The 18,401-nt window shown below is 70.1% G+C and carries 20 protein-coding genes; 5 read left to right on the top strand and 15 right to left on the bottom strand.

Annotated features, from left to right (window positions below):
* Positions 1 to 91 precede the first annotated feature (91 nt).
* The 5 genes from AU196_RS11360 to AU196_RS11340 all read right to left on the bottom strand — a co-directional run bounded on the left by AU196_RS11360 (position 92) and on the right by AU196_RS11340 (position 5,307).
* Positions 92 to 796, bottom strand: coding sequence for a histidine phosphatase family protein (locus tag AU196_RS11360; RefSeq protein WP_059095177.1), 705 nt, complete (start codon positions 794 to 796; stop codon positions 92 to 94).
* A gap of 26 nt (positions 797 to 822) precedes the next feature.
* Positions 823 to 3,141 (bottom strand): MMPL family transporter, encoded by a 2,319-nt coding sequence (locus AU196_RS11355; RefSeq protein WP_059095176.1) that lies wholly within the window; start codon positions 3,139 to 3,141, stop codon positions 823 to 825.
* Between the two features lie 142 nt (positions 3,142 to 3,283).
* A complete protein-coding gene (locus tag AU196_RS11350; protein ID WP_059095175.1) occupies positions 3,284 to 4,120 on the bottom strand; it encodes a hypothetical protein in 837 nt (278 codons plus the stop codon).
* Between the two features lie 18 nt (positions 4,121 to 4,138).
* Positions 4,139 to 4,399: a hypothetical protein gene (locus tag AU196_RS11345; RefSeq protein WP_231737532.1), complete on the bottom strand. Its 261-nt coding sequence runs from the start codon at positions 4,397 to 4,399 to the stop codon at positions 4,139 to 4,141.
* Entirely contained in the window at positions 4,396 to 5,307 is a 912-nt protein-coding gene (locus tag AU196_RS11340) for an oxygenase MpaB family protein (protein WP_082695685.1), read from the bottom strand. The genes AU196_RS11345 and AU196_RS11340 overlap by 4 nt, the downstream gene beginning before the upstream one ends.
* 123 nt (positions 5,308 to 5,430) lie before the next feature.
* Here AU196_RS11340 and AU196_RS11335 point away from each other — a divergent pair, with 123 nt between their 5' ends.
* Positions 5,431 to 5,655, top strand: a complete 225-nt coding sequence (locus tag AU196_RS11335; protein WP_059095174.1) for a hypothetical protein — start codon at positions 5,431 to 5,433, stop codon at positions 5,653 to 5,655.
* 42 nt (positions 5,656 to 5,697) lie between these two features.
* Positions 5,698 to 5,946, top strand: a complete 249-nt coding sequence (locus AU196_RS11330) for a hypothetical protein (RefSeq protein WP_059095173.1) — start codon at positions 5,698 to 5,700, stop codon at positions 5,944 to 5,946.
* A 6-nt stretch (positions 5,947 to 5,952) separates the two neighbouring features.
* Here AU196_RS11330 and AU196_RS11325 read toward each other — a convergent pair whose 3' ends face one another.
* The 4 genes from AU196_RS11325 to AU196_RS11310 are packed head-to-tail and all read right to left on the bottom strand — an operon-like array spanning position 5,953 to position 9,930.
* A complete protein-coding gene (locus tag AU196_RS11325; RefSeq protein ID WP_059095172.1) occupies positions 5,953 to 6,822 on the bottom strand; it encodes a rhomboid family intramembrane serine protease in 870 nt (289 codons plus the stop codon).
* On the bottom strand, positions 6,819 to 7,253 hold the full coding sequence (locus AU196_RS11320) for a VOC family protein (protein ID WP_059095171.1): 435 nt from the start codon (positions 7,251 to 7,253) through the stop codon (positions 6,819 to 6,821). The genes AU196_RS11325 and AU196_RS11320 overlap by 4 nt, the downstream gene beginning before the upstream one ends.
* Before the next feature lie 38 nt (positions 7,254 to 7,291).
* Positions 7,292 to 8,992, bottom strand: coding sequence for an amidase (locus AU196_RS11315; protein WP_059095170.1), 1,701 nt, complete (start codon positions 8,990 to 8,992; stop codon positions 7,292 to 7,294).
* Positions 8,989 to 9,930, bottom strand: a complete 942-nt coding sequence (locus tag AU196_RS11310) for an AraC family transcriptional regulator (RefSeq protein WP_059095169.1) — start codon at positions 9,928 to 9,930, stop codon at positions 8,989 to 8,991. The genes AU196_RS11315 and AU196_RS11310 overlap by 4 nt, the downstream gene beginning before the upstream one ends.
* A gap of 81 nt (positions 9,931 to 10,011) precedes the next feature.
* Between AU196_RS11310 and AU196_RS11305 the strand changes: the two genes are divergently transcribed.
* Positions 10,012 to 10,434, top strand: coding sequence for a pyridoxamine 5'-phosphate oxidase family protein (locus AU196_RS11305; protein WP_059095168.1), 423 nt, complete (start codon positions 10,012 to 10,014; stop codon positions 10,432 to 10,434).
* Here AU196_RS11305 and AU196_RS11300 read toward each other — a convergent pair.
* From AU196_RS11300 to AU196_RS11280, 5 genes are all read right to left on the bottom strand, one after another.
* Positions 10,422 to 10,841, bottom strand: a complete 420-nt coding sequence (locus AU196_RS11300; protein ID WP_059095167.1) for a nuclear transport factor 2 family protein — start codon at positions 10,839 to 10,841, stop codon at positions 10,422 to 10,424. The two genes, AU196_RS11305 and AU196_RS11300, sit on opposite strands and share 13 nt — an antisense overlap.
* A gap of 16 nt (positions 10,842 to 10,857) precedes the next feature.
* Positions 10,858 to 12,078 (bottom strand): cytochrome P450, encoded by a 1,221-nt coding sequence (locus AU196_RS11295; RefSeq protein WP_059095166.1) that lies wholly within the window; start codon positions 12,076 to 12,078, stop codon positions 10,858 to 10,860.
* A gap of 84 nt (positions 12,079 to 12,162) precedes the next feature.
* Positions 12,163 to 12,570: an STAS domain-containing protein gene (locus AU196_RS11290; RefSeq protein ID WP_231737531.1), complete on the bottom strand. Its 408-nt coding sequence runs from the start codon at positions 12,568 to 12,570 to the stop codon at positions 12,163 to 12,165.
* An 81-nt stretch (positions 12,571 to 12,651) separates the two neighbouring features.
* Positions 12,652 to 13,125 (bottom strand): ATP-binding protein, encoded by a 474-nt coding sequence (locus AU196_RS11285; protein WP_059095165.1) that lies wholly within the window; start codon positions 13,123 to 13,125, stop codon positions 12,652 to 12,654.
* Positions 13,126 to 13,157: 32 nt separating this feature from the next.
* Positions 13,158 to 13,505 (bottom strand): STAS domain-containing protein, encoded by a 348-nt coding sequence (locus AU196_RS11280; protein WP_059095164.1) that lies wholly within the window; start codon positions 13,503 to 13,505, stop codon positions 13,158 to 13,160.
* Between the two features lie 199 nt (positions 13,506 to 13,704).
* Here AU196_RS11280 and AU196_RS11275 point away from each other — a divergent pair, with 199 nt between their 5' ends.
* Together AU196_RS11275 and AU196_RS11270 are read left to right on the top strand one after the other, a co-directional pair.
* Positions 13,705 to 15,000, top strand: coding sequence for a PP2C family protein-serine/threonine phosphatase (locus AU196_RS11275; RefSeq protein ID WP_059095163.1), 1,296 nt, complete (start codon positions 13,705 to 13,707; stop codon positions 14,998 to 15,000).
* On the top strand, positions 14,988 to 16,010 hold the full coding sequence (locus AU196_RS11270; protein WP_231737530.1) for a cobalamin B12-binding domain-containing protein: 1,023 nt from the start codon (positions 14,988 to 14,990) through the stop codon (positions 16,008 to 16,010). Before AU196_RS11275 ends, AU196_RS11270 begins: the two co-directional genes overlap by 13 nt.
* A gap of 4 nt (positions 16,011 to 16,014) precedes the next feature.
* Here AU196_RS11270 and AU196_RS11265 read toward each other — a convergent pair whose 3' ends face one another.
* Positions 16,015 to 18,216, bottom strand: coding sequence for an MMPL family transporter (locus tag AU196_RS11265; protein ID WP_059095162.1), 2,202 nt, complete (start codon positions 18,214 to 18,216; stop codon positions 16,015 to 16,017).
* Between the last annotated feature and the right edge of the window lie 185 nt (positions 18,217 to 18,401).

Here is an 18,401-nt window from a genome sequence, read left to right as displayed (position 1 = left end):
CCTGGCGTCAGTGCTTGCCCAACACTAACGGCGCAGTCGCCCGGGCGTGAAGTTGAGTTGTGTCGCAGATCACTGCGGCATGTGACGTGCGTCACTGTGACAGCGGCACGCCGTCCCAGTCGATCAACGTCCAGCCGCGCCCTGGGCTGCCGGTGACGACCACCCGGCCGGTGTTGGGCAGTGGGTGCTCGCGGAGCAGTTCCGGGTGGGGATTGTCGACGTTCATGGTCACCCAGAGCATGATCGCGGCGGCGTGGGAGTAGGCGACGGCGTCGGCGTCCCCGGTGTCGTAGATCTGCTGGACGGCCGCGTCGAAGCGGGCGTCGAACTCGTTGCCGTCGACGGAGCCGGGGATGCGGGCGGTGCGGTCGCCGCTGAGCCATTGCACCGGGGAGGCGAGGTACTCGGCGGCCGACGCCTCGGGACGGCCCTCGGAGCGCCCCGCCTCGATCTCCCGCAGACCGGGCAGCACCACCACGGGTTCGCCGAGCGCGGCGGCCATCGGTGCGGCGGTCTGCTGTGTCCGGACCATCGTCGAGGCGTAGACGCCGTCGTAGTCGTTGGCCGAAAGGGCAGCGGCGCTGTCCGCGGCCTGCCGCCGGCCCAGTTCGGTGATCGACGGCCCCGGGGTGGAGGTGTCGATCAGGCCCGAGGCGTTGCCCTCGGACTGCGCGTGGCGCACGAAGGTCAGCGTGATCGCGCCCGGGCCACCCGCTGCGGCGGGTGGGGCCGCGATCACCGCGGCGGTGAGCAGCGATGCGGCCAGCAGCCGCCGGAGGCGCGTCACGGCCGTCATCGTCGCAGACCGCGGCGGGCCGGGCGTCAGACGGGCAGGGTCTGTCCGGCCCGCTCCTGCTCGAGTCGGCGGTTGAGCTTCTCGCCCTCGATGTCGAGGTCGGGCAGCACGCGGCCCATCCGCTTCGGCAGCCACCAGGCGCGGTCACCGAGCATGGACATCACGGCGGGCACGACGGTCATCCGCACCACGAACGCGTCGACGAGCACACCGAACGCCAGCGCGAAGCCCATCTGCTTGATCATCGGGTCGGCGTTGAACACGAAGCCGGCGAACACCGCCATCATGATCAGCGCGGCGGCGACCACGACGCGGCTGGCCTGGGTGAAGCCGTGGGCGACGGCCGCATCGCCGCGGTGCCCGTGGACGTGGGCCTCCTTCATGGAGGAGACCAGGAACACCTCGTAGTCCATGGCCAGGCCGTAGAGCACGCCGATCACCATGATCGGCAGCATCGACAGGATCGGTCCCGTCGCCGACAGGCCGATCAGCTGCTGGAACCAGCCCCACTGGAACAGCGCGGTGGTGGCGCCGAACGTCGCCAGCACGGTCAGCAGGAACCCGGCGGTCGCCTTGAGCGGTACGGCGATCGACCGGAAGACCGCCATCAACACCAGGATCGACAGTCCCATCACGATGCCGACGTAGACCGGGATGGCCCGGCCGAGGCGGTCGGACATGTCGATGCCCATCGCGGTGATGCCGGTGACGCCGAGTTTCACGTCGCGCAGGCCGGCCAGCGGACCGCTCTGCGCGCGGATGTCGCGGACGAGTTGGGCGGTCGCCTCCTCGGTGGGGCCGTTCTCCGGCACCACCGAGAACACCGCGGTGTCGGAGGCATCGTTGACACCGCCGAAGGCCACGTCGGCCACACCGGGCACGCGTCGCAGGTCGCTGTAGGCGCCCGCGATGTCGGCGGTGGTGAGCTGTCCGCCAGAGGCGGGTTCGGCGACGACGACGAGCGGTCCGTTGTAGCCGCTGCCGTAGTGGTCGGCGATCACGTCGTAGCTCTCGCGCTGCGGGGTGCCCTCGTTGTAGCTGGCGCCGTCGGGCATGCCGAGCGTCATGGACAACGCAGGCAGGGCGATCACACCGGTGACGGCGATCCCGGCCAGCGCCGCGGGCACCCGGTTGCGCAGGATGGCGCCCACCCAGGCCGAGGCGAAGCGGTGGTCGCTGTCCTCGGCCGCGGCGCTGTGCCTGCCCTTCGGCGAGGCGATGCGCTCACCGACCAGGCCCAGCAGGGCGGGCAGCAGCGTGATGGCGGCGACGACCGCGACGACGACGGTCGCCGCCGCCGAGAGCGCCATCGGGGTGAGCAGCGAGATGCCCACCACCGTGAGCGCGACGAGCGCGATCACCACCGTCATACCGGCGAAGACCACGGCGCTGCCCGCGGTGCCGATCGCGCGCGCGGCGGCGTCGGCGGCGCTCAGGCCGCGGTCGAGGATCAGCCGCCGCTGCCGGTTGACGATGAACATCGCGTAGTCGATACCGACCGCCAGGCCGAGCATCAGCGCGAGCACCACCGTCATGGACTGGATGTCGAACAGATGGGAGAACAGGAACGTCCCACCGACACCCACGGCAACCGAGATCAGCGCGGTGACCAGGGGAAGCCCGGCGGCGACCAGCGAGCCGAGCGTGACGATCAGCACGACGGCCGCGACCATGAGGCCGATGACCTCGGCCGCACCGGCGATCTCCGGCATCTGCGCCATGCTGGCCGACGGCAGCACCTCGATACCGCGGTCCGCGACGGCCTCCCGCGCGGCGTCGATGGTGTTCTCGACGGCTCCGGTGGGCAGTTCGGCGGTCTGCTTGTCGAACTGGAACTGGTACAGGGCGGCGGCGCCGTCGGCGGAGATCGTCACACCGGGCACCGGCTGGCCGTCGACCGTCAGCGGGCGCGGCGCATCCGGTGACGGCGGTGCGTTCACCTGGGCGCGCGTCACCGCCGCCGACGCCGCCAGGGTCGGGCTGGCGGGGCCCTTCGCCATCTCCGCGGCGGCGAGTTCGCGCGGGTCGAGCACATGGTCGGTGCGTGAGACGGCGTCCACGGCGGCCAGCACCGCGTCGCGGTTGGCGCCCTCGTCGATGCGCTGCCCGTCCGGAGCGGCGAAAGCGATGCTGCCCTGACCGCCGGAGGACTGCGGCATCCGCTCGGCCAGCTGGTCGATGACCTCCTGCGCCGGTGTGCCGTTGATCCGCATCTCGTTCGAGATCTTCGGCGGGTTGAGGGCGAGGACGCCCGCGACCACGACGATCAGCGCGATCCAGCCGGCGATGACGTGCCAGGGCCGGTGGAACGCGAACCGCCCGATGCGGTGCAGAAAGGTCGCCATGGAACTGAGAGTAGGCTCGCAGTACGAGAGCGGGCTATCACTTGTAGTGAACGACACCTCGACCCGAAGAGCATGATGCGCGCCACTTTTCGGAATATCCGGGCAAATACGCGTTTGGGGACCCGCGGGAGAGGCTAACCCCTCAGCCGCTCTCGCGCACCGCGGCCCTGGCGGCCTTGACCACGTCACCGGCCTCGCGGCTGGCGCGCTTGGCGTCCTGGTAGGCGGCGTCGGCAGCGGCGAGCCCCTCCTCGGCGCGGGCGAGGCGTTCCTTCGCGTCCTCGACCCGTAACCGGGCGGTGGCCAGGTCGCTCTGCCGGTCCGCCATCGTGTCGTCGGCGTCGGCCTTGGCGCGTTCGGCGGCCGCGAGCACGGCGCGGGCCTGGTCGCGTTTGCGCCTGCGCTCCTGCTCGCTGTTGTCCGGCGCGGGTTTCACCGGTTTCTTGTCGGGCTTGTGCCGCTCGGTCTTTTTCGGCGTGGCTTTCTCCGGTGGTTCGGCGAACACCATCTCGGCATCCCCGAAACCCGACCAGTGTTCGGCCTTCGCCAGTCGGCCCAGCCGGGATCTGACGTCCGGGTCGGCGATCGCCGCGTGCAGGGTGTCGGTCACGTCGTCACGCAGCGCGGCCGCGGGAGACCGGACCGCGGACACGTCGAAGGCGGCCTTGGCCAGCTGTTCGATGAGTCTGCGTTGCCGTCCCGACAATTCGCGGATGCGTTCGCCGTCCATCGCGGTGTGCGCGGCGCGTAGCTCCTCGCCGAGTTCGGCCAGCCTGTCGCGCACGTCGGGGTCGTTGTGGACGAGCCGGTTCACCACCGCCGCCGCCGTCGTCGGCTTGCGCGCGCCGGAGATCCGTCTGGCAGCCGCCGCGTCGCCGCGTTTCTTGGCGTCGGCGGCCAACCGGGTGCGCAGCGCAGTGAACTCGTCGGGAGCCACCGCGTACAACTGGTCCAGCGGGTCGTCGGCCATACCGCCCATGATGGCGTGGCGGGGCCGTCAGGCGGCGCAGATGTAGTCGGCGATCAGCAGGACCGGCCACAGCAGCGTCGTCTGACCGAACGCCGCGAGGTCGGCGCCGGCCGGCAGTCGCGTGCTCAACTGGCTCTCGAAGAACTGGACGTAGTCCGGGTTCAGGAAGGTGAACCCGACCCCAATGGTCAAATACGGCACCGCCAGCCACATCGCGACCTCGATCAGGTCGGCGATGCTCACCTCGGCGAACAGGAGGCGGCGCAGCGCGCCGAGCACGGCGTTCACACCAGCGGCCGGTTCCGGCGCACCCGACGGCGGACGTCGGCCAGCAGGACGTGGCTGCCACCCTGTCGCACGAAGGGCGGCAGAAACCGGTTCACCAACGCCACGAACAGGAAGAGCCGTTCGAACCAGCGCTGCCGTCGTGCGCTCCAGGTGATTCCCAGTGCCTCGCGGAAGATCGGGGCGAGGAATCCCGCGGTCAGGAACTGCAGCAGGTGCCGCGACGACCAGCGCAGCGGCGCCGGGATCATCCGTAGATCGATCAGGTCGAGCAGGTAGCGGCGGACGGTGTCGTCCATCGACACCCGCCCGCACGCGGTGATCCAGTAGGCGTCGAACTCCGCGCGGGTGGGCGGCCACTGCTCCTCGGCGACCTGGAGCGTGGTGCCGAGCGGCCACGCCGACCGGTAGAACTGTTCGGCCTGTTCGGGGGTCATCTCCCCGCGCAGCATCTGATACGCGTCCTCGAGCCCGACGAACAGGCACGCCGCCACCCACATCTGTTGCTCGCGGTCGAACGCGTTGTAGCGCACGGGGCTGGCGTCGGTGGACTTCACGTGGCGGTGCGCGCCGTCGACCGCGGCCCGGTATGCGGCACGGTCGGCGTCGGTGCCGAAGAGCGCGACCGCGAGGTAGGCAAACGTGGTCCGCGCCCGCTTCCACGGGTGCTTGAGCAGGTTGCCCGAATCGACCTTGCTCTCCACCACGCCGTAGCCGACCTCGGGCCAGGACAGCTGCATGATCACGTTGGCCGCGCCCGCGGCGAACGACCAGAAGTCCATCGCCTCGGTGGCGGTCACCGGCTCGTCCGACCACCGCGCGGTGCGGCGGTCGACGGTGATGCGGGTGTCGGCCAGCGTCAGCGTTCGTCCCGCCGCCGACACCCGCCCGCTGTGCTGGGGCAGTGCCATGTGCGCGAGCATCCCATATTCGGTCGATCGGCGATGAACTTCTGTGGGGTTCATACCGGTGAAATGAGGCCCGCCGTTGACGAATGACCGTTAACATCACCACATGAGCGGGAGGGTCAACTCATGGAGACGAAGCTTCGCCAAATCCTCAGCTACAAGCTGACCATCGCCGAGTTGATCGGCATCGGGCTGCTCCTGGGAACGCCGTATCTGATCGTGGGCGTCATCTGGTCGAGTACGCACACCGACCACCTCAGCGACATGCACGGTGTCGACCTCGCGATCTCGTTCCTCGGGTCGATCGCCTCGTGGCCGGTGCTGTTGTTCAGCGACGTCTGTATGACGTGAGTCGCGTTTGGCCGGTCCGCCCCCCGGGGTACGCCCCGGCGCATGAGCAATGAGTTCGCCGACGAGTCGATCGACGTCGTGGCCCCGGGCGACATCATCGCGGTGGATCGCGGGTCCGGCCCGCAGCCGTACAAGGTCGTCCACAAGAACGACGGTGACGACTCCTACCTGGTCACGATGGAGGGCGCCGACGGCGAGACCTTCGAGCAGGAGTTCGCCGCGGGCACCAAGGTGACCCGGTCGTTGGAGTCCAAGTGGGAGTCCGCACAGAGCCCCACCCCGCACAGCTGAGGGCGCTCAGCGCACCCCGAACAGCGTGAGGACCTCCTCCGTGCGCCACCAGACGAGGACCACGAACAGCACCAGCACCGCCGCCGTCACCCCGCCCTGCACGAGGTTGCGCCGCCCGGCGGGCGCATAGGCGTACACGCCGGCGATCGCCGCACCGGTGACCAGCCCGCCCACGTGACCCTGCCAGCTGATGCCCTGCGAGCTGATCAGCGGGTACACGAAGGTGAACACCAGGTTGAGGATGATGATCGCGGCGATCCCGCGGATGTCGAGGTTGAGCCTGCGGGCCACCACGAACATCGCCCCGAACAGGCCGAACACCGCCCCCGACGCCCCGGCCGTCGCGGCGTTGATCGGTGAGAGCAGGTAGACCAGCACCGACCCGCCCAGGGCGCTGAGCGCGTACAGCGCACCGAAGCGCAGCCGGCCCAGCCACATCTCGAGCGGCGGCCCGACGACGTAGAGCGCCCACATGTTGAACAGCAGGTGCATGGCGCCGTAGTGCAGGAACGCCGAGGTGACGAGGCGATACCACTCGCCGTCGGCGACCCCCGGCGTCCACAGCACGAACTCGCGCTCCAGCTGTCCCGACGTGCTCTGCATCAGGAACGTCAGCACGTTGACCGCGATGAGCGTGTAGGTGACCACCGGCTTGGAGTCGGACAGCCGGCCGCCGAACGGTGCGCGGGCCTGCGGCGCCGACCGGGCCGCCTCGCCGACGCAGTCCGGGCACTGGTGCCCGACGGCGGCCGAGCGCATGCACTCCGGACAGATGAACCGCCCGCACCGGGTGCACTGCACGTAGGTCTGGCGGTCGGGGTGCCGGTAGCAGGTCGGCGCCTGGGCCGGTGACTGCGGATACTGGGGGTGGCTCATCGCTGCGGTTCCGCTCCGTCGAGGGTCCCGAACAGTTCGACCCAGTTGCCGTCCGGGTCGGCGACGAACATCCATCCCATACCGGGCACGGGTTCGAATTCGGTGACCGGTTCGACCACCTCGTGACCGGAGGCCTCGAAGGCGGCGGCGACGGCCCGCAGGTTCTTCACGCCGACCGTGAAGTAGCGCAAGCCCGCCTGCGCGCGACCACCGCCCGGTGCGACGGGCACAGCCGGCGGCGGTGAGTACGTGACGAGTTTGAGCACCCCTCCGCCGAGGGTGTAGCGCCGCTGCGATCCGCCGGGGAAGTCGACGACCCCCTGGGGTTGCAGTTCGAGGAAGCCCTCGTAGAAGGCCACCATCGCGTCGAGGTTCGTGGTCACCAGACCCACCTCGATACCAGGGGTCAACAGGTCGAGCTTCACGGCCACCTCGCCTCTCGCAAGTCTCTCGCAAGTACTGGCGACCATCATGCCAACGGCGGCGTGCGGGGCGGCGCCGTGCGCCGCCTGCCGGTCGCCTCGAAACCCGCCGCCCAGCCCAACAACGCGTTGTCGCTGTAGGCGCGGCCCGCGAACGTGAGGCCGACGGGCATGCCGGTATCGGTCATCGTGCCCATCGGCACCGTCACCGTGGGGATCCCGAGGTGGCGCGGCACGAGGTTGCCGTTGGACACCCACACCCCGTTGCGCCACCCAAGTTCGGCGGAGGCCGGGTTGACGTCCATGTCGGCGGGTCCGACGTCGGCGGCGGCCGGGAAGATCACCGCGTCGAGCGCCAGATCGTCCATCCAGCTCTCGAGGTCGATCCGCCGGGTGGCCTCCAGCCCGCGCACCCCGTCGGCCAGGTGCGGGATGTCGAGCACCGAGTCGACGGCGTTGTCCCGCACCCACTGCGGGTACGCGGCGATGTCGTCGGTGAAACCGTCGTAGCGGTCGGCCAGCGCACCGTCGGGATGGGGGAAGATCCGACCACCGTCGACGTCGCGCAACGTGTTCAGCGCGGGATCGCCGTTGGCGCGCAGGAAGTCGTCCCACGCCCACGCCGACAGGTCGAGGAGTTCACGGCGCAGGAAGTCGGGGTCGACGAGCCCGCGGGTGAGGATAGTCGGCGCGCCCGGCCGGTCGCCCTCGTAGTTGGTGACCACCGGGAAGTCGACGTCGACGACATGCGCGCCGGCCGCTTCGAGGTCGCGGCGCGCGGCGTCGAAAAGCGCCAGCACCGAGGGCCTGGTGTCGATGCGCCGACCGGTGGGGCCGCCGATGCCCGGCGACTCCGCCGTCCCGGCCTCGGGGTCGGCGTTGACGTACATCCGCGGCACCCCGAACCGCCTGCCGGACAGGGCTTCCGGCCCTGCGCTCAGAGCGGGGTACGACCGCGGACGGACCTGGTCGGCGCTCGGCAGCGCCACCCACGGCTGGGTGCGCCAGAAGTCACCGCGGGTGTCCGGGTCGTCGGCGACGATCACGTCGAGGATCTCCAGGAGATCGGCCATCGTCCGGGTGTGCGGCACGACGACGTCCATCGTCGGGACCAGCGGCCAGTTGCCGCGCACCGAGATCACCCCGCGCGACGGGGTGTAGGCGCACAGCGCGTTGTTCGACGCCGGCGCCCGGCCCGAGGACCACGTCTCCTCGGCCAGGCCGAACGCGCAGAACGACGCCGCCGTGGCGGTGCCCGATCCGTTCGACGAGCCGGATCCGAAGGCCGCGGTGAGATAGGCGGCGTTGTAGGGACTCTCGGCCCGGCCGTACAGGCCGCGCTGCATCCCGCCGTTGGCCATCGGCGGCATGTTGGTCAAGCCGATCAGCACCGCGCCCGCGGCGCGCAGCCGTTCGACGGCGAAGGCGTCGCGCTGTGCCACCAGGTTCTCGAACGCGGGACTGCCTGCGGCAGCGGTCAATCCGCGGGCGAGGTAGCTGTCCTTGGCGGTGTACGGGATCCCGTCGAGCCGCCCCAGGGTGCGCCCGCCGGCGCGCCTGGCGTCGGATTCCGCGGCGGCGGTGTGCGCGCCGGGATCGAGGACGACGACCGAGTTCAACCTGATGCCGTCGTGATCGTAGGCCGCGATGCGCGCCAGGTACGCGTCGAGCAGACCGACCGCCGTCACCCGGCCGGCGTCGAGTGCGGCGCGCAGGTCGGCGATCGAGGCTTCCGCGACGCTGGTCATGTCGGCACCACAGCGGTTGCCGCGCGCCGGAACTCGCTCGGGTTGACGCCTCTGATCCGCTTGAATGCGGCGCTGAATCCGAACGGGTCGGAATAGCCGACCCTGTCGGCGACCTCCGCGACGGTCACCTCCTCGGTGCGCAACAGGTCGGCCGCAAGGGTCATCCGCCAGCCGGCGAGGTAGGTCAGCGGCGGCTCGCCCAGCAGGTCGGTGAAGCGTTTGGCCAGCGTCGACCGCGACACCCCGGTGCGTTCGGCCAGTGACGACACCGTCCATGGCGCCGCGGGGTCGCCGTGCATCAGCCGCAGCGCGTCGCCCACCACCGGGTCCCGCTGGGCGGCCCACCACCGCGGCGGTTCGCCGTCCGGCCGGTCGAACCACTCACGCAGCGTGCACACCAGCATCCAGTCCAACAGCCGGTCCAACACCACCTGCTGTCCGGGGATGTCGAGGGCAACCTCGGCGGCGAGGTGGTCCAGCACGGCGTCGCCCGTGCCACCCGCCTCCACACGCAGCACGACGGGTAGGGCGTCGAGCAGGCGGCGGTTGATCTCGCCGTGCACCGGATAGGCGCCGACGATCAACGTCGTCGCGTCGAACCTGTTGTCCCCCTGGTCGTTCCATCCCAGACGGTGCCGGGTGCCGCCCTGTTCGGGCGTCGCGCAGAACCGCCCGCACGCAATCGGCTCGGCACGCGTGTCGAGGTCGTCGACGAACGTGAACGTCGACGGTCCCCGCACGACCACCGTCTCGTAGGCCCGCAGCGGTTCCGGCGTACCGCCGGAGGGCACGATCCAACCCGCGCCACCCAGGACGGTGCACAACGTCAGCGGCGCCCCGTCCACGAAGTGCAGCGCCCAGGGTGGCGACAGCGCGGAGCTGCCGAACAACGAGCCATGGGCCCGTACCCCGCGGAACAGGTCGGCGAACACGTCCACTCGACGAGGTTAGACGATCGGACAGGAAATCCGGCCTCTGACCCATGGATACGTCCGGGTAGACCGGGTTGAATCGAGGCCATGCGTGACGACTCGCTTCTTGCCGACGACCTCGAGCTGCTCCGACGCCCGTTGCACGGCTTTCTGTCCATGGCCGCCGGGCCGACCCCGCCGCAGCCACGGCCCGTGTGGTTCGAGGTCACCGATGCCGGCACGGTGCAATTGTTCACCGGTCCCGACAGTCTGAAGGTCCGCCAGCAGCGTCGTGATCCTCGCGCCTCGCTCGTCGTGGCCGCCCCGGTGGGTGAGCGTGAACGCTGGGTGTCGGTCGCCGGGCGTGCCACCGTCGAACCCGACGGGGCACACGACCTGGCCGCCCGCCTCGCCGCCCGTTACTGGGATCTCTCCGACCCGGCGAGGTCCGAAGAACTCGCCGGGATGCTCGACGAGGACTGGGTCCGCCTCGTCATCCACCCCGAGTCGGTGCGCCGCTACTCGATGTGATCGGCGTTCCGGAACTCCATGATCAGTCGAGTCAGCTTGAGCGCGGCCAGCTTCCAGCCCCCGTCTCCACGCACCCACCGTTCGTGGTAGTGCCCGTAGCCGGTGAGCGCGGGCCCGTTCTCCCACATCACCCGGTCCTGCATCGCCCAGATCACGCGGGCCTCGTCCCCCTCCAGGTCGATGAGCGGGGTGTGGACCTGGTGTGCCGAACGCGCGTTGGTCAGCGACGACCGGATCATGTCGACCGCGGCGTCGCGGCCGTGCACGACCGGCACACCGGTGCCCTCGCTGACGTCGAGTTCGATGTCCTCGGTCATCAGGTCCGCGAACCCGGCCCAGTCGCGGGTGTCGAGGGTGTAGCAGTACCTGGCCTTGGCCTGGGTCAGTTCGAAGAAGGCGTCGGTCATCTCTCGCTTTCGGTCACTAGGGCAGGACGATCCGCAGTCTCTCCCAGCCCCGCACCGTGGATGTCGGCGCGAGTTGTGCGGTGTCGTAGTCGATGTCCCACTCCGGGAAGCGGTTCAGCATCTCGTCGAGCGCGACACGGCCCTCGAGCCGGGCGAGGTTGGCGCCCAGGCAGTAGTGCAGGCCCTTGCCGAAGGTGACGTGGCTGATGTTCTCGCGGTGGATGTCGTAGGTGTCCGGGTTCGTATAGCTGCGCGGGTCGCGGTTGGCCGCCCCGAACAGCAGCAGCATCGCGCTGCCCGCGGGCACCGTTGTCCCGTACGCGTCGAAGTCCTTGGCCATCCACCGCGCCACGTGGGGTCCGGTGGGTTCGTAACGCAACGTCTCGTCGACCACCCGGTTGAGCAGTGACCGGTCCTCGTACACCGCACGGCGCTGGTCGGGGTGTTCGGCGAGCACCTTGGCCAACCACCCGATCAGCCGCCCGGTCGTCTCGTTACCCGCACCGGCCACCACCTGGGTGTAGTGCAGCACCTCCCTGCGGGTCAGCTTGCGGGTGACCCCGTCCTCGTCGGTGAACTCGACGTTGAGCAGTGCGGTCATCAGATCGTCGGACGGGTTCTTCGACCGCCACTCGACGTAGTCCGCGTAGATCCGCCCGTCGGCGATCCGGTCGGCGTCGATCACCTTCATCGGCGCACCCGGTTTGGTGCGCAGATTGGCGTCGTTGGCGTCGCGCACCGAAACCTGTTCGGACTCCGGGATTCCCAGCAACATGCCGATGACCCGCATCGGCATCATCGCGGCCAGTTCGGCGATGATGTCGAACCCGTCGGAGCCGACGTGCGGGTCGAGGCAGCTGACGCAGTACCGGCGGATCTGGTCTTCGATGGCGGCCATCCGCCGCGGGGTGAACACCCGCGACATGAGCCCGCGCAGCATGGTGTGCACCGGCGGGTCCACCATCATCATCACGCCCTTGGGCATGTCGAAGTCGGACTGGACGAGTTCGAGGATGTCGCTGCGGCTGTTGGAGAACGTCTGCCAGTCCAGCAGTGCCTTCTCGACGTCGGCGTGCCGGGACAGCGCCCAGAAGTCGTACCGCTCGTTGTAGTAGAGCGGCGCCTCCTCGCGAAGTCGCGCGTAGGTGGGGTAGGGATCGGTGACGATGTCGATGTCGTAGGGGTCGTAGTACACCTGCGCCTCGACTAGACCCGCCACCGCATCCTCGCTTCGCATTCGGCCGCGTCGGTGTTGAGCGACTGCCCAACACGTGAGGCCATGTCTAGCAGCCCCCGCGACAGCGGGTCAAGGGTCGGCCGGTCAGGCGGGTTCCGCCTCCGGCGGGTCCTCGGCCGTGTCGGTGCGCGGGATGACACCTTCGGGGTCGCACAACGTCAGCAGGCGCGAGACCGCGTGGCCGGGGGTCACCGACCAGGTGACGTCGTGCCGGACGAACTGGGCGTTGATCGCGTGCAGGGCGGCGATGCCGTCGACCGCCAGGAATCCCAGCGTCCGCAGGTCGAGCTCGACGACGGAGTGCCCGGCCGCGGCGTCGCACACCGCGACGGCGAAGTCCTTGGCGTTGGCGGCGTCGACCTCACCGCGCACGGATACGCAGATCCGTTTGTGCGGTTTCCGGCCCCACGACCGGGTGGTCAGCGCGAGCCGGTCGGAGTGGGTGGCGCGCGCGTGGGGACGTGAGTGACCGTGCAGCGCGGTGATGGTCACGGTGGGCTCCGTCAGCCGTGGGATGCGGCGTGAGCCGCCCAGCATCTGCCCCTTACCCACGCGCAGCGTGACCCAAACCACTCAGGCCTGGGCGGCCGCCTCCTCCTGCACGGGCGCGCGGCGCTGGCAGCGGTCGAAGTACAGGTGCACCTGGGTGCCCTGTGGTGTCTTGTCGATGTCGACCCGGTCGGACAGCGCCCGCATCAGCGGGATGCCGCGCCCGCGGGAGCGCTTCTGGTTGGACGTGTCGCTCCTGCGCCACTGGCCGCGGTCGGCCACGGTGATGGCCAGCGTGCCGGTGTCGGCCGCATAGGACGTCTGCAGGGTGATGTTGTCGCCCATCTCCCGGTCGGGGTAGGCGAACTCCGCGGCGTTCGACAATGCTTCGTTGACCACCAGCACGATGTCGCTCGAGCGGACGTCGTCCAGCACGAACTGCTCGGCGAGCCAGTGGGTGAACTCTTCCCGCAGGCGGGCGACCGCGTGCGCGTCGGCGGCGCCCATGCGCAGGAAACGCACGTCGGCCCCGTCCGGGTGGTGACTCGAAGAACTCATAGTGCGTACTGGCTACCCGATTCGTGCGGATGTCATTCAGCAAATGTGTTCAGCGCCGCATCCAGCGTCGAGAACAGATCGATGAAGTCGGTCAGGCCGGTGATCTTCAGCGGCCGGCTGGTGCCCGGCCCCTCGGCGACCACCGCGAACCGCGCACCCGGGGTGATCTCGTCGTATGTGGTGACCAGCACCTGCATCCCGGCCGAGGACAGGAACTCCGCATCGGTCAGATCCACGATCAGCCCGGTCGGTTTCTTCTCCCTGGCGGCGCGGATGGCCGTGTCCAACTGTGGCGCGGTCAACATGTCGACCGGGCCTGTGGCGCGCACCACGGCAACCCGTCCGTGCCACTGTTCGGCACCGAACTCATGACCGTCCAACTCTCACCTTCAATGATTCTTCGCACCCGGCTCCGACGAGCTACGGGTCACAACAGGCACGGCTGCTGTCTCAACCCGTTCGTCGTCGACATCAGCGCACGACGGCAACCAGGCTAGCTCACGTCCGCCCGCGGTGACCGCCGAGCGCGGGGCCACTACGGTGAAGATCACCTCTATTCGGACGGGAAGTCTGAGAACCATGCCCAGGGAAACCGCGACGTCCGTTCCCGATGAGCCCGCCGCCCGCAGCCGGGCTCAGCTCACCGAGGACGTCGAGATCGGCCTGGCCGGCACCCTCAATCTGCGCCGTACCGGCCTGCGCCTGCTGACCCTGCTTCGCCCCGAACTCGCGGACTGGGCGGCGTTGGTCCTGCCCGACAACCGCACCGGCGGTGTCACGTTCTTCGGGGGCGACCGCATCGACTTCACCGACCTCGTGCCGCGTCAGCCTGCGGCGTACCCGTTGCTGGAGCGGACACTGCGCACCGGACAACCGCACCGCGTCCGGCTCGAATCGGCCGACGCGGGCGCCGATGCTCTGGCGGGCATCCTGCACCACCCTCGCCTGTGCGAGGAGGTGGCGTCCCGCTCCCCCGCTGACGTCCTGGCGCTCGGCCTGACCGCCAGGGGCACGACGTCGGGGGCGCTGCTGCTCGCCCGCGTCGGCGACCGGGGCTGGGGCGGCGACGCCGACAGCGACGACATCGTGTTCGCGCGGCGACTCGCCTCGCGGGCGGCGGTGGCCCTCGACTCCGCACGCCTCTACGAGGAGCGGGGCCGGATCGCCGCCGCGCTGCAGCGGGGCCTGCGCCCGCCGGTGCTGCCCGAGGTCGAAGGGATGCGGGTGGCCGCCCGTTACCGGCCGACCGCCGAGCACCTGGAGATCGGCGGCGATTTCTACGACGTCCACGGCGCGGCGGGTGACTGGTTGTTCACGCTCGGCGACGTCTGCGGGAAGGGTGTGGAGGCGGCCGCCCTGACCGGCCGCACCCGGCAGAGCATCCGGACGGCCGCGCACTTCGACCGGCGTCCCGAGGTGGTCCTCGGTGCCCTCAACGCCGTCCTGCACGACGCGGAATCCGATCAGTTCGTCACCGTGGTGTGCGCCCGGGTGCGTCCGCATCCGGACGGTCACGCCGACGTCGACCTCGCGGTGGCGGGCCATCCCGCGCCGATCGTGCTGCGCGCCGACGGCCGGGTGGAACAGCTCGAGGTCTTCGGCACCGCCGCCGGGATGCGCGCCAGGACGGCCTACCGTCCCGGCACCGTACGGCTCGAACGCGGCGACACCCTGCTGATGTACACCGACGGGGTGGACGAGGCGCGCGGCGAACCCGGCTTCTACGGCGTGGACCGGTTGCTCGGGTTCCTGCCCGCCTACGCAGGCGCCGCACCCGATGTGGTGTGCGAGGCGGTCGAGCAGCACGTCGTCGAATTCCTCGACGGACGGCCCCACGACGACATCGCGCTGCTGGCGGTGACATGCGGGACCTAGCGCAGGTGCTGGCGCGCTACGAGGACGCGCTCACCGCCGACGACGCCGCGGCCGCCCGCGCGCTGGTCGAGGAACTGCTGGCCGACGGTGTCGACCCGGTGACCGTGCTGACCGATGTCGTCGCCCGTACCCAGCGCGAGGTCGGCACCCGCTGGCAGCGCGGTGAGTGGACCGTCGCCCAGGAGCACGCCGCGACGGCCATCTCGGTCGCGGCGACCAAGGCGGTCTCGCGTCACGTGCGGGGCATGCCGGTCACCAGGGGGCGGGTGCTGGTCGCGTGCTCGGAACGGGAATGGCACGCGCTGCCGGCGATGATCATCGACTGCGCGCTGCGCGCCGACGGCTGGGACAGCACCCTGCTCGGTGCGGCCACCTCGCCGATGCGGCTCAACCAGTACCTTCAGGACCTCGGCCCGGAGGCGGTCGCGGTGAGCTGTTCGGTTTTGGGCGCGCTGCCCACCACGCGGCGGTTCATCGAGGCGAGCACCGCGGCGGGGGTGCCGATCGCGGTCGGCGGTCCCGCGTTCGGCACCGACGACCTGCGGGCCCGGGCGTTGGGCGCGACGGCGTGGGCGCCGTCGGCGCAGGGCGCGGTGGCCGCGGTCAACGGGCTGCCGGCCGTCGTACCGCCCGCGCCCCCGCTGCCCGCGGGGCCCGCCGCCGAGCAGGCGCTGCTGGAGGTCGACCACCGGTCGCTGGTCGACACGCTGCGGGTGCGGTGGTCGGTCAGTGCGGCCGCCGGCCCGCCGGAGGAAGCGTCCCCGGGTGACCTCACCGACGTCGCCAACGACGTCCTGCACCAGGTGCTGCACGCGGTGGCCGCCGCCCTGCTGACCTCGGATCACCGGTTGGTGTCCGAATCCGCCTGGTGGATCGCCGATCTCATGCGGACCCGCGGCGTCGACGTGACCGCCGTGTACGAACTCGCCGACGTGTTGACCGAGTCGCTGGCCGACTATCCCCTGGCGCGCGACCTCGTCACCCGCCACTTCACCGCCGGCATCGGCTAGCCGCTCAGACGGAGACCTTGGGCGGTGTGCCCGCGTCGATGTTGTCGCGCATGGTGTCGCCCTCGACGTCGACGTTGGGCAGGATCCGGTCCAGCCAGGCCGGCAAATACCAGGCCTTCTCCCCCAGCAGCGACATCACCGCCGGGATGAACACCATCCGCACGACGAATGCGTCGAACACGACCGCGGCGGCCAGCGCGAAGCCCATCGACTTGGCGACGTCGTCCGGCGAGAGGATGAACGCCGCGAACACCGAGATCATGATGACCGCCGCCGAGGTGACCACCCGCGCGCTGCGCTGGAAGCCGGTGATGACGGCCGCGCGGGCACTGAGGTCGCCGTCGTCGCGTTTGACGAACTTCTCCCGCATCCGGGTCACCAGGAACACCTGGTAGTCCATCGCGAGACCGAAGACGATGCCGATCAGGAAGATCGGCAGGAAGCTGATGATCGGGCCCGGGTCGGCGACCACGCCGAACCATCCGAGTTGGAAGATCGCCACCGTCGCGCCGAACGTCGCGCCGATGGAGAGGACGAAGCCGAGGGTGGCCGTGAGTGGCACCAGCACGGAGCGGAACACCAGCATCAGCACCAGGAACGCCAGGCTTACCACGAGCGCCAGATACGGCACCAGCGCCTTGGTGAGCGATTCGGACAGGTCCGACAGAATCGCGGTCTGCCCGGTCACCCCCATGTCGACGCCGGTGCGCTCGGCCAGATCCTGCTGCAGATCGCGGATGTCCTCGACGAGCCCCTGGGTCTGCGGGCTGCTGGGCCCGCTGCGCGGGATCACCGTGATCACCGCGGCACTGCCGTCGGCGTTGGGCTGTGGCGGCGCCACCATCTGCACGTCCTCCAGGCCGCGCAGCGCCTCGGCGGCCGCGGTGAAGCCGGCCCGCGGGTCGGGGCCGTCGGCGGCGTCCGCGACGACGAGGAGCGGACCGGTCAGCCCCTCCCCGAAACCGCGGTCGAGCAGTTCCACCGCCTTCTTCTGGTCGCCGGTCGCCAGGTTCATGCCGAGTTCGAGTTTCGTGACCGGCAGCGCGATCGCGCCGAGCCCGATCACCACCGCCAGGATCGCCGGAACCGGATGGGCGACCACGAGCTTGGCCCAGCGCAGTCCGTTGGTGGTGGCGGTGTCCGGTTCGTCGCCCTGGCGCAGCCGTCGGATCGGCGCCGCGAAGGTGCGCCGCCCGAACAGACCGAGGAACGCGGGCAGCAGCGTGACGGCGGCGAGCACCGCGAAGACCACCGAGACCGCGGCCGTCAGACCCATGATCGAGATCATCGGGATCCGCACCACGGTCAGGCCGACCAGCGCGATCACCACGGTCAAACCGGCGAACACCACCGACGATCCGGCGGTGCCGACCGCGCGGCCCGTGGCCAGCGCCCGGTCGTCGGTGACGCGCAGTTCATTGCGGTAGCGGGACACGATGAACAGCGAATAGTCGATCGACACCGCGATGCCGATCATCGAGGCCAGCATCAGCGCGGAGCTGTCCATCTTGACGAACGTCGTCGCCCCGGTGATCAGGGCGACCGAGATCCCGACTCCGAACAGGGCCGTGATGATCGGCAGGGTGGCGGCCACCACCGACGCGAACGCGATGACCATCACGACCAGCGCGACGCCGAAGCCGATCGCCTCGCTCATCCCGCTGGCCGGCTGCTGGGCGTTGAACAGCGTGCCGGTCGCCTCCGCGGACAGCCCGTCGTCACGGCTCTGCTGCAGGACGTTCTCGAATTCGGTGATCTGGTCGGCGGAGATGTCGACGAACTTCTGGTCGTAGACCACGTCGAGGTAGGCGATGGTGCGGTCCTTGCTGACCTGCATCGCGCCCGCCGGGGTGGTGAGCGGATTCGTCACGGCCTGGGCCTGCACGTGGGGCAGTCCGCGCAGCCCGTCGGCGAGCGCGTCGACGCGCGCGACGTTGTCGGGTTGGTCCAGCGTGGTGCCGCGCGGCGCTTCGACCACCACCTTGGCCTGGGCGATCTCGTCCATGTCGCCCTGCTCGGGGAACTTCTCGGCCAGCAGGTCGCTGGCGCGCTGTGACGGCGAACCGGGCAGCGAGAAGTCGTTCTGGAACGGTTTGGCCATGGTCGTGCCGGCCAGCGCCGCCAGCAGCAGGAGCAGCCAGAGAGCGATCACCAGCAGTTTGCGGCGGTATGCGAACTGGCCGATGCGGAACAAGAACGTTGCCATAGCCGAGCTAACTACCCGCTTCGGGCGAATTCACACACGGCGCCGCTCAGGCCGCGGAATCCCGCAGGATCTGGCGCAGCCGGTCGAGTGGGTCCGCGCCGCGCGGGTTCAGTTGCCGCGGTGCGTCGGGCTCCGGTTCTCCGTCGGCGCCGATCGACGGGGCGGCCGGGGGGGGGGGTGGCGGC

This window comes from Mycobacterium sp. IS-1742, assembly GCF_001500125.1.
Classification (GTDB): domain Bacteria; phylum Actinomycetota; class Actinomycetes; order Mycobacteriales; family Mycobacteriaceae; genus Mycobacterium.
Note: the sequence above shows the minus strand (reverse complement) of the source record. Positions and strands in the feature narration are given on the sequence as shown.

Bases quoted from the DNA above. Each gene is read 5' to 3' on its own strand.
- AU196_RS11360 (WP_059095177.1), bottom strand. From the start codon at position 796: ATGACGGCCGTGACGCGCCTCCGGCGGCTGCTGGCCGCATCGCTGCTC.
- AU196_RS11355 (WP_059095176.1), bottom strand. From the start codon at position 3,141: ATGGCGACCTTTCTGCACCGCATCGGGCGGTTCGCGTTCCACCGGCCC.
- AU196_RS11350 (WP_059095175.1), bottom strand. From the start codon at position 4,120: ATGGGCGGTATGGCCGACGACCCGCTGGACCAGTTGTACGCGGTGGCT.
- AU196_RS11340 (WP_082695685.1), bottom strand. From the start codon at position 5,307: ATGGCACTGCCCCAGCACAGCGGGCGGGTGTCGGCGGCGGGACGAACG.
- AU196_RS11335 (WP_059095174.1), top strand. From the start codon at position 5,431: ATGGAGACGAAGCTTCGCCAAATCCTCAGCTACAAGCTGACCATCGCC.
- AU196_RS11330 (WP_059095173.1), top strand. From the start codon at position 5,698: ATGAGCAATGAGTTCGCCGACGAGTCGATCGACGTCGTGGCCCCGGGC.
- AU196_RS11325 (WP_059095172.1), bottom strand. From the start codon at position 6,822: ATGAGCCACCCCCAGTATCCGCAGTCACCGGCCCAGGCGCCGACCTGC.
- AU196_RS11315 (WP_059095170.1), bottom strand. From the start codon at position 8,992: ATGACCAGCGTCGCGGAAGCCTCGATCGCCGACCTGCGCGCCGCACTC.
- AU196_RS11305 (WP_059095168.1), top strand. From the start codon at position 10,012: ATGCGTGACGACTCGCTTCTTGCCGACGACCTCGAGCTGCTCCGACGC.
- AU196_RS11300 (WP_059095167.1), bottom strand. From the start codon at position 10,841: ATGACCGACGCCTTCTTCGAACTGACCCAGGCCAAGGCCAGGTACTGC.
- AU196_RS11295 (WP_059095166.1), bottom strand. From the start codon at position 12,078: ATGCGAAGCGAGGATGCGGTGGCGGGTCTAGTCGAGGCGCAGGTGTAC.
- AU196_RS11285 (WP_059095165.1), bottom strand. From the start codon at position 13,125: ATGAGTTCTTCGAGTCACCACCCGGACGGGGCCGACGTGCGTTTCCTG.
- AU196_RS11275 (WP_059095163.1), top strand. From the start codon at position 13,705: ATGCCCAGGGAAACCGCGACGTCCGTTCCCGATGAGCCCGCCGCCCGC.
- AU196_RS11270 (WP_231737530.1), top strand. From the start codon at position 14,988: ATGCGGGACCTAGCGCAGGTGCTGGCGCGCTACGAGGACGCGCTCACC.
- AU196_RS11265 (WP_059095162.1), bottom strand. From the start codon at position 18,216: ATGGCAACGTTCTTGTTCCGCATCGGCCAGTTCGCATACCGCCGCAAA.